Genomic DNA, 12,911 nt, shown 5'->3' with positions numbered 1-12,911 from the left:
AAAAAGTTAGGTTTTGGTGGGGGTTTGGGGGGCGGTGGGGGGGGCTCGTGGCGGGTGAATATCCGATTTGGGTGGCGACGCGGATTCACCTTTTCGCCTTTACGGCGACCTACTTTTTTTCTTGGAAAAAAGTAGGCAAAAACCGCCTGCTCCCACATACGGCCCCTGCGCTGCGCTCCGGGGTTCCCTCGCGCCGGCGCCTTCCGGGCCTTCGCGGACTCCGAATTGCTGCGCAAGTCTACATCTCGCGACTTCGGCGGGACGCCGAAGGGCGCTGCGCGCCAGGGCCCTCCAGACGCCTCTGCTCGGCCTCCTGAGGTCGCGATGGGCGGCGCCTGGGCTATCGCGGGCTTAGAAGCAAGAGCAAGAGCAAGAGCGGGAGCGGGAGCGGGAGCGGGAGCGGAGCTTTTTTGAAACATTTGCTTTCATTTGAGGCTTCAGGTTTCTGATTCTCATTCGTCCTATTAGATGCAGCCTTCAAGGTTGAGATGAAACTCGACCGCAATTTTCCTCAGAAGAACGACTGATGGCCCGACAAACTAAAAAATCCAAGTCCAAGCTGTGGTTCCTGGTCCACAGCTGGCTTGCCCTGCCGATCTGGTTCTTTGTCCTGATCGTCTGTTTCACCGGCATGCTCGCGGTGGTCAGCCAGGAGATCGTCTGGCTGGCGAACCCCGACGTGCGTGCCAGCCAACCGGACGACAACGCCGAGCGGCTGAGCTTCCAGCAGGTCTTGAGTGCGCTGAACAAGGCCGAACCGGACATGGCGGTGCGCTTCATCAGCCAGCCGGACGGCTCGCACTTCGCCCTCGAGGCCGCAGTCACCTATCCCGACGGCACGTCGCCGACGCTCTACGTCAACCCCTATACCGGCGCCATCCAGGGCAAGACCCCCGACTTCAACTTCCAGGCCTTTACCCGCGCCCTGCACGGCTGGTGGCTGGTGCCGTTCACCAACGGCTATAGCTGGGGCTGGTACCTGGTGTCGTTGCTCGGCCTGCCAATGCTCGCCTCGCTGGTCACAGGGCTTGTGGTGTACAAGAAATTCTGGCGCGGGTTCTTCAAACCCGTGCGCACCCAGCATGGCTCGCGGATCTTCTGGGGAGACCTGCACCGCCTGGCCGGGGTGTGGTCGATCTGGTTCATCGCGGTGATTTCGATCACCGGCACCTGGTTCCTGATCCAGGCCATTCTCGGCGACAACCACGTCACCATTTCCACCGAGCCGATCGTGCCGGTCATCGCCCGCGAACAAGTGCCACAGAGCCCGGACGGCAATCCGGTGCCGCGCATCGACCTGGACGAGGCCGCCCGCATCGCCCAGGAGGCCATCCCGGGCTTGGACATCAGTTTCATCACCCTGCCGGCCACCGCCTACAGCCATATCAGCATGGGCGGACGAGGCTGGTATCCGCTGATGTTCCAGACCGCCGAGGTCAACCCGTACACCCGCAACGTCGACAGCCAGTTCCTGCTCGGCGACCGCTCGACCCTGGAGTTCGTCACCGAATCCATGCGCCCGCTGCACACCGGTGACTTCGGTGGCCTGCCGATCAAGCTGATCTGGTTCTTCTTCGGCCTGGTGCTCACCCTGATGGTGCTCAGTGGCCTGCTGATCTGGACCAAGCGCACCGCCCAGGCCACCGCCGCGGCGCTCAAGCGCAGCGAGCGCCCTGCCCGCTCGCGCAGGCATGAAGACACCCCCGTGGAAGCCCAGCCATGAGCCAGACCCAGACCCTGCCGCCCAGCAGCCTGAAGCAGTGGTGGTTGAAATGGCGCTTCCACTTCAACATCCTGCTGATCCTCATCCCGCTGGGCTTCATGCCCAAGTACTTCGCCGATGCCAGCTTGTTCCGCGGTGACAGCGGCCTGGGCGCCAACGTGGTCAAGGACATCCAGGTCGACCGCTGGCGCCTGGACCTGGCCGAGCTGCGCGACGAAGCGCCACGTGCGGACGGCCCGGCCGGGCACTTCAAGGTGTTCAACGCCGCGCTCTGCCAAACCTGCACCGAAGGCGCCAAGGCCATCTACCTGCGCATCGGCAAGCCGCGCAACCTGCGCGCCGCCGGCTCGATCTTCTTCGGCTCGCCCTACCGCATGAGCACCTCGCTGCCGATCCCGCCCCGCACCCGCCCAGACGCCGAGATCTGGATCACCATCGAAGGCTGGGACGGCAGCATGCACCAGGCATCCGTACCGCTGGCCAAGGCATCGCCGGCCACTGTCGCCTGGCTCGAGAAACAAGGAGGCAAATGATGAAACACCTGTTGCGCAGGCTTGCCCTGCCCCTGCTGACCTTCACCGCCCTGCCGGCATTGGCGCACAACCCGATGTGCGACTGCGTACCGGTGGCGGGCGATCAGATCAAGTGCACCGGCGGCTTCTCCGACGGTAGCGGCGCGCCGGGCGTGACGCTGGATGTGATCGGCTACGACGAGCAAGTGCTGGTCGGCGGCAAGCTTGGCGACGACTCGACCCTCACCTTCAAGCGCCCCGACGGCGAGTTCTACGTGCTGTTCGACGCCGGCCCCGGCCACGTGGTGGAAGTCGACCATGCCGATATAGGCTCGCCATGAGCCGCGCCCAAGTCATCCGCCCAGCCGGCGCCGGGCACGAAACCCTCTATGTGCTGCTGGCCGCCGTGCTGATCGCCGCCCTCGCCGCGACCGTGGTCGGGCTGCGTGGTGAACGGGTCGACGAACAGCCCATCGCCAGCCACCAGATCGACGCTCGCCGCGACCTCAACGCCGCCGAACAGGGCGTCTACACCGACCTGCACGTGGCCACCGAGGAAATCCTCGCCCTGCGCCAGGAAAACGGCCAGGCGCCCGCAGTACAGGCGCTGGCCGATGATGCACTGCCGCCCTTCGTCGACGACACCAGCAGCGCCAGCCGTGGCCGCCATCAGTGGCAGTGGCTGGCCAGTGGCGCCTACCTGGGCTCGAGCCAGGACGCCGACGTTGCCGGCAGCTTCCTGTTGATCCTGCCGCAGGCCGACACCGCACCGGCCCAGGTGTGGCTGCGCCGCGACCACAGCACCCGGGCCCCTGACGATCTTGGCCAGGCCGCGCTGATCGCCGCCGGCTGGCAGGAAATCGTCAGCCACTACGACGCCGGGGTCACCCGCGAACACCGTCACTGAACCCAAGGACCGCGCCATGCTCCGCTCCGCCCTCGCCTTTCTCCTGGCCTGCCTGCTCCCGGCATTGGCCCTGGCCGACAGCGGCAAACCGCTGCGCATCGGCATCACCCTGCACCCCTACTACAGCTACGTGAGCAATATCGTCGGCGACAAGGCCGAAGTGGTGCCGCTGATTCCGGCAGGCTTCAACCCGCATGCCTACGAGCCGCGCGCCGAAGACATCAAGCGCATCGGCACCCTGGACGTGATCGTGCTCAACGGCATCGGCCACGACGACTTCGCCGATCGCATGATCGCCGCCAGCGAAAAGCCCGCCATCAAGACCATCGAGTCCAACCAGAACGTCCCGCTGCTGGCCGCCACCGGCATCGCCGCGCGCGGCGCCGGCAAGGTGGTCAACCCGCACACCTTCCTGTCGATCAGCGCCAGCATCGCCCAGGTCAACAACATTGCCCGCGAGCTGGGCAAGCTCGACCCGGACAACGCCAAGTTCTACACCCAGAACGCCCGCGCCTATGCCAAGCGCCTGCGCGCGCTGCGCGCCGAAGCCCTGGCCAAGGTCACCGAGGCACCGGGCGCGGAGTTTCGCGTGGCGACCATCCACGCCGCCTACGACTACCTGGTGCGCGACTTCGGGCTGGAGGTCACTGCAGTGGTCGAGCCGGCCCATGGCATCGAGCCGAGCCCGGCGCAGTTGAAGAAAACCATCGACCAGCTCAAGGCCCTGGATGTGAAGGTGATCTTCTCGGAGATGGACTTCCCGTCCGCCTACGTCGAGACCATCGAGCGCGAGTCCGGGGTGAAGATCTATCCGCTGACCCACATCTCCTACGGCGAATACACCGCCGACAAGTACGAGGTGGAGATGAAGCGCAACCTCGAGACCGTGGTCAAGGCCATCCAGGAGAACCGCGCATGACCGCCGCGGCCAACCTGGTCAGCGCCCAAGGCCCGCGCATCGACTTCGCCGGCATCGACCTCACCCTTGGGCGCACGCGCATCCTCGAGCAGGTGAGCTTCAGCGTTGCCGCCGGCAGCGTGCATGCCATCGTCGGCCCCAACGGTGGCGGCAAGAGCTCGCTGATCAAGACCCTGCTCGGGCAGATGCCGCACCAGGGCCAGTTGACCCTGCACTGGCCCACCGAGCGCGAGGTGATCGGCTATGTGCCGCAGGCGCTGGAGTTCGACCGTGGCCTGCCGATGACCGTCGACGACTTCATGGCCGCCATGTGCCAGCAGCGCCCGGCGTTCCTCGGCCTGTCGCGCCGTGTGCGACCCGACATCGACGCCGCCCTGGCCAAGGTCGGCATGCTCGACAAGCGCAAGCGGCGCATGGGCGCGTTGTCCGGTGGCGAGCGCCAGCGCGTGCTGCTGGCCCAGGGGCTGATCCCCGAGCCGCAACTGCTGGTGCTGGACGAACCCATGTCGGCGCTGGATGAAGCCGGTATCCAGGTGTTCGAGCAACTGCTGCACGGCTGGCGCCAGGCCGGCACCACGGTGCTGTGGATCGAGCACGACCTTGAAGCGGTACTGCGCCTGGCCGACCGCGTCACGGGACTGAGCCGCAAGCTGCTGTTCGACGCCCCGCCCGCACAGGCCCTGACCCCGGAGCGCCTGCTCGGGCTGTTCTCCGTCCACCCGCGCAGCGAGAGCCTTGCCTGATGAGTTATGAAGCTTTCCGCCAACTGGTCCAGCAATGGGCCACCGCTGGCTACCTGCCCGAGGCCCTGGCCTATGGGTTCGTGATCAACGCCCTGATCGCCGGCCTGATGATCGGCCCGGTGCTGGGCGGGCTCGGCACCCTGGTCGTGGTCAAGCGCTTTGCGTTCTTCTCCGAGGCCGTCGGCCACGCCGCACTCACGGGCGTGGCCATCGGTATCCTGCTTGGCGAGCCCTATACCGGGCCCTACGGCAGCTTGTTCGGCTACTGCCTGCTGTTCGGCATCCTGCTGAATTTCCTGCGCAACCGCACAGGCCTTTCGCCGGACACCCTGATCGGCGTGTTCCTCTCCGTCTCGTTGGCCCTGGGTGCCAGCCTGCTGCTGATGCTGGCCGGCAAGATCAACGTGCACATCCTCGAGAACGTGCTGTTCGGCTCGGTACTTACCGTCAGCCCTCACGACCTGCTGGTGCTCGGCATCGTTGCCGTGCTGGTGCTGGCCTTGGCCCTGCCGCTGTACAACCGCATCATCCTCGCCAGCTTCAACCCGCAACTGGCGGCCGTGCGCGGCGTGGCGGTGAAGACCCTCGACTACCTGTTCGTGGTGCTGGTGACCCTGGTGACCGTGGCCTCGGTGAAGGTGATCGGCGCCATCCTGGTCGGTGCGCTACTGGTGATCCCCGCTGCCGCCGCGCGCCTGGTCAGCCAGTCGCTCAAGGGCTTCTTCTTCGCCTCGGTGCTGATCGCCACCCTCAGCACCCTGCTCGGCATCCTGCTGCCGATCGTCTTCGACCTGCCCGTGCCCTCCGGCGCTGCAATCATCCTGGTAGCCGGTATGTGCTTCGCCCTCGCGGCCCTCGCCCGCGCCCTCGTCCCACGCCTGCAAGGAAACCCGGCATGAACCTCACGCTCAAACGCCTCACCCTGGCCCTGGTCCTGACCGGCGCGCCCACCCTGGTGCTGGCCGCACAGCCCGCCAGCAGCGCCGCAGCCACGCAAGTGCTGACCACCCTGCCGGTGACCCACAGCCTCGCTGTCGCGTTGCTCGACGGCACCTCGGTGCAGCTCAAGCGCGCAGCACCGGCCAACCTTCCAGCCAGCCGCCAGCCGTCGTACTTCGAGGGGCGTGGCGGTGCGAGCCTGCAGAAGGATGCGCAGCAGGCCACGGCAGTGATCGGCGTGCGCTCGATCTGGCATGACGACCCGCTCTATCCCATGGCGCGGCGCAGCAACATCCGCATCGTCGAAATCGATGCCGCGCGCCCGGTCGATGGCGCCCTGCCCGGCATCGCGGTGGATGGCGACAATGCATTCGCCAGCTATCCCTGGTTGAACCCGATCAACCTCGGGCGCATGGCCGATGTGGTGGCCAATGACCTGGAGCGCCTGTCCCCCGCTGACAAGGACAAGATCCAGGCCAACCTCGCCGGGCTCAAGCGACAGATGCTGGAGCTGACGTCCAGCAGCCAGACGCGCCTGGCCGAGGCCGATAACCTCAGCGTGGTCAGCCTGTCGGAACGTCTGGGCTATCTGGTCAGCGGGTTGAACCTGGATGTGGTGTCACAGGCACTGCCGGCAGATGGCAAGTGGGACGAAGCGGCGCTGAAGGCGCTGGGAGAGACCCTCAAGACGCAGGATGTGGCGTTGGTGCTGCACCATCGTCAGCCTGAGCCGCAGGTGCTCAAGGTGATCGAGGCGGCAGGCGCCAGGTTGGTGGTGGTCGACAGCGATCCGGAGGATACGGTGGCGGGGCTCAGGAACACTGTCGACGCTGTGGTGGCCGTATTGGTCAAAGGATGACGAAACGCCTGTTTCGGCAGATCAGAGCATGGCCCGGCATCGCTTCGTACAAGCCACGGCCAGGCACTGGCACCAGCTGCTCGGCCCGCAGTGGCATCTTCATGATGGCCGCCGGGCCAGGTTTATGTCCCGAGACGGCGCACACCCAAACTGGCGGCTGTACTCGCGGCTGAACTGTGACGGGCTTTCATAACCGACCCGATAACAGGCGCTCGACACATCCAGCCCCTCCCCCAACATCAGCCGCCGAGCCTCCTGCAGGCGCAATAGCTTCTGGTACTGCAAGGGGCTCATGGCGGTGACTGCCTTGAAACGGTGATGCAAGGTCGAACTGCCCAGATTGGCGATCCGCGCCAGTTGCTCGATGCGCAGCGGCTGGGTGTAGTGGTTGTTCAACCAGTCGATGGCCTTGCTCACGCGCCGGGTCTGCGAGTCGCCCATGGCCAACTCGTACAGCCGACGCCCATGCACTCCTCGCAGCAAGCGGTAGTGCAGTTCGCGCAGCGCCAATGGCGCGAGCATGCCGATATCCCGTGGCGACTCCAGCAACCGCACCAGGCGCAACATGGTTTCCAGCAGCGACACATCGATCTGTTCGAGAAATAACCCGCGCTCGGGCTCATCCGGTACGCCCGCGGGCGGCGCATCGGCGATCACCTGGGCAAGCTCGGTTGGCTCGAAGTCCAGGCGGATGCACAAGTAAGGCGCCTGCGCGCTGGCTGTCAGCACCCGACCAGACACCGGTAGCGTCACCGACACCACCAGGTAGTTGAGGGGGTCGTACAGATAACGCTCCTCGCCCAGGCCCACCTCTTTTTGCCCCTGCACGATCAGGCACAGCGCCGGTTTGTGCACGGTATGGATGATGTCTGACGGCGCATCCATTCGAATCACGTGCAGCGGCGCGATGGCAGTTTCGTAAATGCCCGGCGCGGTAAAGCGCTCGGTCAGCGAGCGGACGAGCTCGCCACGGTACAAGGCAGTGGTTTGCAGGAGAAAAGCATCGTTCTGCGCCATTCAAGGGCTCTCGCATGTTGGAATTCGGCGTTGTATCACGGTCTTGGTGTGACGGCAGACCATGGGGGCTACCTGGCGGCGTCGTCAGGGCCAGGCACCCATTGTCCCCCGCGAAAAACACCTGCGTTAGGTCGAAACTGTCGTCGAGTTGCCTGATCCTTCCGCTCCGGCGCGTGGCACGAGGCTGCGCGGATCACCGACACGAATAGGCAAAGGTCGCGCAGGTTTCGGCACGCATCGTGCCGCCCCACAACCTTAGTCTTTTCTCCGTACCCAGCAGCAACGTCTGCCTTCCCTGCAGACGCCTGAACCTTCATGTACAGGAGATACGCAAATGTCCAACATCAACGATAAAGTCGTGCTGATCACCGGCGCCAGCAGCGGCATTGGTGAAGCCGCCGCCAGGCTGATCGCCGCCAAGGGTGCTCACGTGGTACTCGGCGCCCGCCGTATCGATCGCCTGCAACAGCTGGTGAGTGAAATCCGCGCCGAAGGCGGCTCGGCAAGTGCCCGCGCACTGGACGTGACCGACCTCGATTCCATGCAAGCCTTTGTCGAGTTTGCCAAGGCGCAGTACGGCAAGGTCGATGTGATCATCAACAACGCAGGGGTAATGCCGCTGTCGCCACTGAACTCGCTGAAAGTCGAGGAATGGAACCGGATGCTCGACGTCAACGTGCGCGGAGTGCTGCACGGCATCGCCGCGGTGCTCCCAGGCATGGAGGCGCAAGGACATGGTCAGGTCATCAACATCTCGTCGATCGGCGGGCTTTCGGTCTCCCCCACCGCTGCTGTGTATTGCGCGACCAAGTACGCCGTTCGGGCGATCTCCGATGGCCTTCGCCAGGAAACCGACAAGATCAGGGTGACGGTGGTGTGTCCTGGGGTGGTGGAATCGGAGCTGGCCGACACGATCACCGACGACACGGCCCGCGAGGCCATGAGAACATTCCGACGCGTGGCGCTGGAGGCCGACGCGATTGCCCGGGCGCTGGTCTATGCCATCGAGCAGCCGGATGATGTGGATGTCAGCGAGCTTGTGGTGCGACCGACTGCCAGTCCTTATTGAGCACTCCTGGGCGTCGGCTGCATGCTCGCGAGAAATGCGCTGGTGTCCCGATCGGAGCGCAGGCAGACCACCCGACAACCCACCGGCGCGCTCGCCGCAAGTTGCTCCATCTTCGTTCGAGCCGAGCGCTTCGTTTGCCACATGAACCTGAAGAACTCCGGCAGGTTGGCCAGCCGCTCCGGGCAGTTGTGCGGCAAGTCCGGACGGGTCTGTCCGCGATAACGCAGCGCTCTGGTCAGCACCCGCCAGAATCGCAGCGTCGCCGACCGGTCGATCCAGATCAGAAGATCGGCGCGAGCCAGTCGATTGCTCCAGGTGGTTGAATGGCCGCCTTCGAAAATCCAGCGATCGCGCGCCTCCACTTCATGGCACAAGCGTGTCTTCTCGTCCCGGCTGCGCTCGACCCAGCCGGGCTGCCAGTGGATGGTGTCGATATGCACCACCGGCAGCCCCGTGTATTCGCCTAGCTTGCGCGCCAATGTGCTCTTCCCGGCGCCGGGTTGGCCGACAATCATGATCCGCTGCATCGAAGCTCCTTTTCGCCATGCATGTTGAACAGGGCGCGCGATTCTACGGAAATGTCCGGCAGCGTCAACCCAAGGAACGGGCGAGCCATTCACGGCGTGTCATCTCCCATATCTCCACCTCAAACGGCCCGGAGACAAAATGCCCGTCGCGCGTGTCCACCAGGCGCATCCCTTCATGCTCCGAGACTTTTCGAGAGGCGTGATTGGCAACGGCCTTGGGCACCTGCATGACAGGGCGAGACAAGGTCTCGAACCAATAGGCATTGACCACCCGGCAGGCTTCACGCATGTAGCCTTGCCCCCACCACTGCGGCGCAAGCCAGAAACCCCGGTTGTTCCCGGGTTCGTCGTACAGGCTGATGCTGCCGATGATGCGCGGGTCTTCACCGCGCAGGCGGATCATCCAATGCCATTCACGGCCCGCGGCCATGGCTGGCAGGGCGATATCACGCACGTAGACCAACGCGCCGTCTTCCGGGTACGGCCATGGCACGCGGCGATCGAGATAACGGACCACCTCCCACTGCGGAAACAACTGCTGGATCGCAGGCGCGTCTTCCAATTGCAGAGGGGTGAGAACAAGGCGTTCTGTATACAGCGTCTTAAGGCAATCCATGGCATTCGCTCCTGAGTACCCTTGTGCAGGGCACTTGATGGTCGGCGATTGCCCCGGCTGTGTCGAGCGCTCGGGCCAACGGGGGCGCTGGGCCGATCTGCCCGTCTCAGATGACGCGCCCCGACAGGGCATTGACCCCCTCCAGCGTCGCAAAGGGAATATCCAACTCGCGAAATTGGTGCGACAGCGCGGATTGTGTCAGGTGCAGGCGTTCGGCGGCGTCGTGCAGGCTGTCCATTTCCCGCAGGGCGTCGATGGTGCGCAGGTGTCTCAAGTCGATCATGGGCAGAACTTCAACCCTGTGCAAAATAGCGAAACCTGAACCGCTCAAAAGGCCGCGAGGTTGCAGTATTGTCCCTTGAAATACAGCAACGGCTGCGTCGCCCCGGCCTCTTGCAGGGTCAGCGCTTTCACTTCCCCAATCACGATCAGGTGATCGCCTGCGGCATGTTCGGCGTGGATTTCGCAATCGAGCCAGTGCAGGCTGCCGGCGATGAGTGGATTCCCCAGAGGCGACGACTGCCATTCGACGCCGTGCCACTTGTCGGTGCCACGGCGCGCGAACTGGTTGGAAATACCGACCTGCTCATCTGAAAGGATGTTGACTGCAAAACGACCGGCCTGGCGAATCTTCGGGTAGCTGGCCGAGTTCGACATCACGCTGAACGACACCAGGGGCGGGCTCATCGACACGCTGTAGAACGACTGGCAGGTAAAGCCGATCGGCTCGTCATCGATGAACGAAGTCACCACCGTGATACCGGAGGCGTAATGCCCGAGCGCTTCGCGAAAACGCAGAGGCTCGATGGCGGTTCCAAGCTGCGACATGACAGACAGACCCTAGTTCGACAGTTCTTGCCGAACGATATCCGCGCCTGCGACCAACGCCTCGAGCTTGCCACTCGCGACGCGACGTGGCAGTGGCGCCATGCCGCAGTTGGTGCACGGATAAAGCTTGTCGGCATCGACGAACTGCAAGGCCTTGCGCAGGGTATTGGCGACTTCTTCCGGAGTCTCGATGGCGTGATTGGCCACATCGATGGCGCCGACCATCACTTTCTTGCCGCGGATGAGCTCGATCAGATCCATGGGCACGTGGGAGTTGTGGCATTCGAGCGAAACGATATCGATAGAGGATTTCTGCAGCTTTGGGAACGCCTGCTCATACTGGCGCCACTCCGACCCCAGCGTCTTTTTCCAGTCGGTGTTGGCCTTGATGCCATAGCCGTAGCAGATGTGCACCGCCGTTTCACACTTGAGGCCTTCGATGGCCCGTTCCAGGGTGGCGACGCCCCAATCGTTCACCTCGTCGAAGAAGACGTTGAATGCAGGCTCGTCGAACTGAATGATATCGACACCCGCCGCCTCCAGCTCCCGGGCTTCCTGATTGAGGATCTTGGCAAATTCCCACGCCAGCTTTTCCCGGCTCTTGTAGTGGGCGTCGTACAGCGTATCGATCATCGTCATGGGACCCGGCAGCGCCCACTTGATGGGTTGACGGGTTTGCTGGCGCAAGAACCTGGCGTCGTCGACGAACACAGGCTTGCGACGCTCGACTGCACCCACCACCGTCGGGACGCTCGCATCGTAGCGATCACGGATCCGCACGGTTTCGCGCTTCTCGAAATCAACGCCGCTGAGGTGTTCGATAAAGGTGGTGACGAAGTGCTGGCGGGTTTGCTCGCCGTCGCTGACGATGTCGATACCGGCCTGCTGCTGTTCGTGCAACGCCAGACGCAGTGCATCCTGCTTGCCCTCGACAAGCCCTTCGTCCTGCAGTTTCCAGGGCGACCAGAGGGTCTCGGGCTGCGCCAGCCAGGAAGGCTTGGGCAAGCTGCCGGCGGTTGAGGTAGGGAGCAGTTTTTTCATGATGGAAGCCTTGTGAATTCGATAAGTCAGATTGCGTACTGAGCAGACCACTGCTCGAGAACCGCCCGATAGGGTTTGATGAAGTGCTCCTCGGCAAACCGCCCTTGTTCGATCGCCAGGCGGCTGCGTTCCTCGCGGTCATAAACGATTCGGGTCAACGAATAATCCTGGTGCTTGAGGCTTGGCTGATAGGATTGCCCTGCCGCAGAGTTCGCGTTGTAGATTTCCGGCCGGTAGATCTTCTGGAAGGTGTCCATCGTGCTGATGGTGCTGATGAGCTCGAGATTGGTGTAGTCGGCAAGCAGGTCGCCCGTAAAGTAGAACGCCAAGGGCGCGACGCTGTTCGCGGGCATGAAATAACGCACCTTCAAGCCCATCTTGCTGAAGTACTCATCCGTCAACGAGTATTCATCCTGACGGTATTCGAACCCCAGTACCGGGTGCTGGTTTTGCGTGCGGTGGTAGGTCCTGCTGCTGGAGACGCTCAGGCAGATGACCGGCAACTTGCTGAAGTTGGCCTTGTAGGCCTGCGAGTTCAGGAAGCACTTGAACAGCTTGCCATGCAGGTCGCCGAAATCATCCGGGGTGCCGAAGCCAGGCTTGCCCTTGTTGTGCTCCAGCAGCAGCACGCTGAAGTCGTAATCACGCACGTAGGAAGAAAAATTGTTCCCTACGATCCCGGCGATGCGCTCGTTGGTTTTCTGATCGACGATGTTGGTTTTCAGAATCTCGATCAACGGGAGCGCATCGGCAGTGCTGTCAGCCCCCAGGTCCATCTCGACGGAAATGATTTCGAGCTCGACCTTGTAACGGTCACCTTCAGGGTTGTCCCAATGGGCCAGGGCATTGAAGCGGTTGTCGATCATCCGCAAGGTATTGCGCAGGTTTTCCTGGCGCTGCTCGCCCCTCGCCAGGTTGGCGAAGTTGGTGGTGATGCGGGTGTTGTCCGAGGGCTGGTAGTGCTCATCGAAACAAATCCGCTTGATCGCGAAAGTGAAGTCTTTGGCCATGGTGATCTGAATCCTGATTCCTGAGGTAAACCTGGAACGCCTCGCGCAGCGAAGGTGCCTGCCGATACGGATGTCCGGTTCCGAGTGGGGGAATTGTCGGGATCAGCCACTCATGAAGCAAACTCATTTTTTTTGCATTCAACCTTAGTAATTTTCATGATCGCTCTTGCGCCTGGGTTGGGTGCAATCCATAACCTAGAG

Annotated in this window: 15 protein-coding genes and 1 pseudogene; 9 read left to right on the top strand and 7 right to left on the bottom strand. The window is 63.2% G+C overall.

All coding sequences use genetic code 11. The annotated features are described in order from the left end of the window. The first annotated feature begins 526 nt into the window (after positions 1 to 526). The 8 genes from ACK3BK_RS10465 to ACK3BK_RS10430 are packed head-to-tail and all read left to right on the top strand — an operon-like array spanning position 527 to position 6,602. Positions 527 to 1,723 (top strand): PepSY-associated TM helix domain-containing protein, encoded by a 1,197-nt coding sequence (locus ACK3BK_RS10465; RefSeq protein WP_411384244.1) that lies wholly within the window; start codon positions 527 to 529, stop codon positions 1,721 to 1,723. Then, entirely contained in the window at positions 1,720 to 2,256 is a 537-nt protein-coding gene (locus ACK3BK_RS10460; protein WP_411384243.1) for a thiamine pyrophosphate-binding protein, read from the top strand. The genes ACK3BK_RS10465 and ACK3BK_RS10460 overlap by 4 nt, the downstream gene beginning before the upstream one ends. Further along, positions 2,256 to 2,576: a hypothetical protein gene (locus tag ACK3BK_RS10455; RefSeq protein WP_186669670.1), complete on the top strand. Its 321-nt coding sequence runs from the start codon at positions 2,256 to 2,258 to the stop codon at positions 2,574 to 2,576. Before ACK3BK_RS10460 ends, ACK3BK_RS10455 begins: the two co-directional genes overlap by 1 nt. Beyond that, complete coding sequence (locus tag ACK3BK_RS10450) at positions 2,573 to 3,142, top strand: DUF6162 family protein (protein ID WP_288376319.1); 570 nt, start codon at positions 2,573 to 2,575, stop codon at positions 3,140 to 3,142. Before ACK3BK_RS10455 ends, ACK3BK_RS10450 begins: the two co-directional genes overlap by 4 nt. A 16-nt stretch (positions 3,143 to 3,158) precedes the next feature. Beyond that, on the top strand, positions 3,159 to 4,061 hold the full coding sequence (locus ACK3BK_RS10445) for a metal ABC transporter substrate-binding protein (RefSeq protein ID WP_186722121.1): 903 nt from the start codon (positions 3,159 to 3,161) through the stop codon (positions 4,059 to 4,061). Then, positions 4,058 to 4,804 (top strand): metal ABC transporter ATP-binding protein, encoded by a 747-nt coding sequence (locus ACK3BK_RS10440; protein ID WP_186669673.1) that lies wholly within the window; start codon positions 4,058 to 4,060, stop codon positions 4,802 to 4,804. The genes ACK3BK_RS10445 and ACK3BK_RS10440 overlap by 4 nt, the downstream gene beginning before the upstream one ends. Continuing rightward, a complete protein-coding gene (locus ACK3BK_RS10435; protein WP_186711106.1) occupies positions 4,804 to 5,703 on the top strand; it encodes a metal ABC transporter permease in 900 nt (299 codons plus the stop codon). Before ACK3BK_RS10440 ends, ACK3BK_RS10435 begins: the two co-directional genes overlap by 1 nt. Next, entirely contained in the window at positions 5,700 to 6,602 is a 903-nt protein-coding gene (locus tag ACK3BK_RS10430; protein ID WP_411384242.1) for a metal ABC transporter substrate-binding protein, read from the top strand. The genes ACK3BK_RS10435 and ACK3BK_RS10430 overlap by 4 nt, the downstream gene beginning before the upstream one ends. A gap of 99 nt (positions 6,603 to 6,701) precedes the next feature. Here ACK3BK_RS10430 and ACK3BK_RS10425 read toward each other — a convergent pair whose 3' ends face one another. Beyond that, on the bottom strand, positions 6,702 to 7,619 hold the full coding sequence (locus tag ACK3BK_RS10425; RefSeq protein WP_411384241.1) for an AraC family transcriptional regulator N-terminal domain-containing protein: 918 nt from the start codon (positions 7,617 to 7,619) through the stop codon (positions 6,702 to 6,704). A gap of 334 nt (positions 7,620 to 7,953) precedes the next feature. Between ACK3BK_RS10425 and ACK3BK_RS10420 the strand changes: the two genes are divergently transcribed. Then, on the top strand, positions 7,954 to 8,688 hold the full coding sequence (locus ACK3BK_RS10420) for an SDR family oxidoreductase (RefSeq protein WP_186722120.1): 735 nt from the start codon (positions 7,954 to 7,956) through the stop codon (positions 8,686 to 8,688). Here the strand turns inward: ACK3BK_RS10420 and ACK3BK_RS10415 are convergent. The 6 genes and pseudogenes from ACK3BK_RS10415 to ACK3BK_RS10390 form a co-directional block, all read right to left on the bottom strand. Beyond that, positions 8,682 to 9,215, bottom strand: coding sequence for an AAA family ATPase (locus ACK3BK_RS10415; RefSeq protein WP_411384240.1), 534 nt, complete (start codon positions 9,213 to 9,215; stop codon positions 8,682 to 8,684). The genes ACK3BK_RS10420 and ACK3BK_RS10415 overlap by 7 nt on opposite strands. A gap of 64 nt (positions 9,216 to 9,279) precedes the next feature. Next, positions 9,280 to 9,831, bottom strand: coding sequence for a GNAT family N-acetyltransferase (locus ACK3BK_RS10410; RefSeq protein WP_411384239.1), 552 nt, complete (start codon positions 9,829 to 9,831; stop codon positions 9,280 to 9,282). Between the two features lie 160 nt (positions 9,832 to 9,991). Then, positions 9,992 to 10,114, bottom strand: a pseudogene (locus ACK3BK_RS10405) (LysR family transcriptional regulator); the annotation flags it as partial. A 44-nt stretch (positions 10,115 to 10,158) separates the two neighbouring features. Continuing rightward, a complete protein-coding gene (locus tag ACK3BK_RS10400; RefSeq protein WP_411384238.1) occupies positions 10,159 to 10,659 on the bottom strand; it encodes a flavin reductase family protein in 501 nt (166 codons plus the stop codon). A gap of 12 nt (positions 10,660 to 10,671) precedes the next feature. Continuing rightward, complete coding sequence (locus ACK3BK_RS10395) at positions 10,672 to 11,700, bottom strand: methionine synthase (protein ID WP_411384237.1); 1,029 nt, start codon at positions 11,698 to 11,700, stop codon at positions 10,672 to 10,674. Between the two features lie 26 nt (positions 11,701 to 11,726). Continuing rightward, positions 11,727 to 12,710 (bottom strand): DUF1852 domain-containing protein, encoded by a 984-nt coding sequence (locus ACK3BK_RS10390; RefSeq protein ID WP_411384236.1) that lies wholly within the window; start codon positions 12,708 to 12,710, stop codon positions 11,727 to 11,729. Between the last annotated feature and the right edge of the window lie 201 nt (positions 12,711 to 12,911).

This window comes from Pseudomonas sp. L7 (assembly GCF_046605565.1).
In the GTDB taxonomy this organism is placed as follows: domain Bacteria; phylum Pseudomonadota; class Gammaproteobacteria; order Pseudomonadales; family Pseudomonadaceae; genus Aquipseudomonas; species Aquipseudomonas wayambapalatensis.
Note: the sequence above shows the minus strand (reverse complement) of the source record. Positions and strands in the feature narration are given on the sequence as shown.

Bases quoted from the DNA above. Each gene is read 5' to 3' on its own strand.
- ACK3BK_RS10465 (WP_411384244.1), top strand. From the start codon at position 527: ATGGCCCGACAAACTAAAAAATCCAAGTCCAAGCTGTGGTTCCTGGTC.
- ACK3BK_RS10460 (WP_411384243.1), top strand. From the start codon at position 1,720: ATGAGCCAGACCCAGACCCTGCCGCCCAGCAGCCTGAAGCAGTGGTGG.
- ACK3BK_RS10455 (WP_186669670.1), top strand. From the start codon at position 2,256: ATGAAACACCTGTTGCGCAGGCTTGCCCTGCCCCTGCTGACCTTCACC.
- ACK3BK_RS10450 (WP_288376319.1), top strand. From the start codon at position 2,573: ATGAGCCGCGCCCAAGTCATCCGCCCAGCCGGCGCCGGGCACGAAACC.
- ACK3BK_RS10445 (WP_186722121.1), top strand. From the start codon at position 3,159: ATGCTCCGCTCCGCCCTCGCCTTTCTCCTGGCCTGCCTGCTCCCGGCA.
- ACK3BK_RS10440 (WP_186669673.1), top strand. From the start codon at position 4,058: ATGACCGCCGCGGCCAACCTGGTCAGCGCCCAAGGCCCGCGCATCGAC.
- ACK3BK_RS10435 (WP_186711106.1), top strand. From the start codon at position 4,804: ATGAGTTATGAAGCTTTCCGCCAACTGGTCCAGCAATGGGCCACCGCT.
- ACK3BK_RS10430 (WP_411384242.1), top strand. From the start codon at position 5,700: ATGAACCTCACGCTCAAACGCCTCACCCTGGCCCTGGTCCTGACCGGC.
- ACK3BK_RS10425 (WP_411384241.1), bottom strand. From the start codon at position 7,619: ATGGCGCAGAACGATGCTTTTCTCCTGCAAACCACTGCCTTGTACCGT.
- ACK3BK_RS10420 (WP_186722120.1), top strand. From the start codon at position 7,954: ATGTCCAACATCAACGATAAAGTCGTGCTGATCACCGGCGCCAGCAGC.
- ACK3BK_RS10415 (WP_411384240.1), bottom strand. From the start codon at position 9,215: ATGCAGCGGATCATGATTGTCGGCCAACCCGGCGCCGGGAAGAGCACA.
- ACK3BK_RS10410 (WP_411384239.1), bottom strand. From the start codon at position 9,831: ATGGATTGCCTTAAGACGCTGTATACAGAACGCCTTGTTCTCACCCCT.
- ACK3BK_RS10400 (WP_411384238.1), bottom strand. From the start codon at position 10,659: ATGTCGCAGCTTGGAACCGCCATCGAGCCTCTGCGTTTTCGCGAAGCG.
- ACK3BK_RS10395 (WP_411384237.1), bottom strand. From the start codon at position 11,700: ATGAAAAAACTGCTCCCTACCTCAACCGCCGGCAGCTTGCCCAAGCCT.
- ACK3BK_RS10390 (WP_411384236.1), bottom strand. From the start codon at position 12,710: ATGGCCAAAGACTTCACTTTCGCGATCAAGCGGATTTGTTTCGATGAG.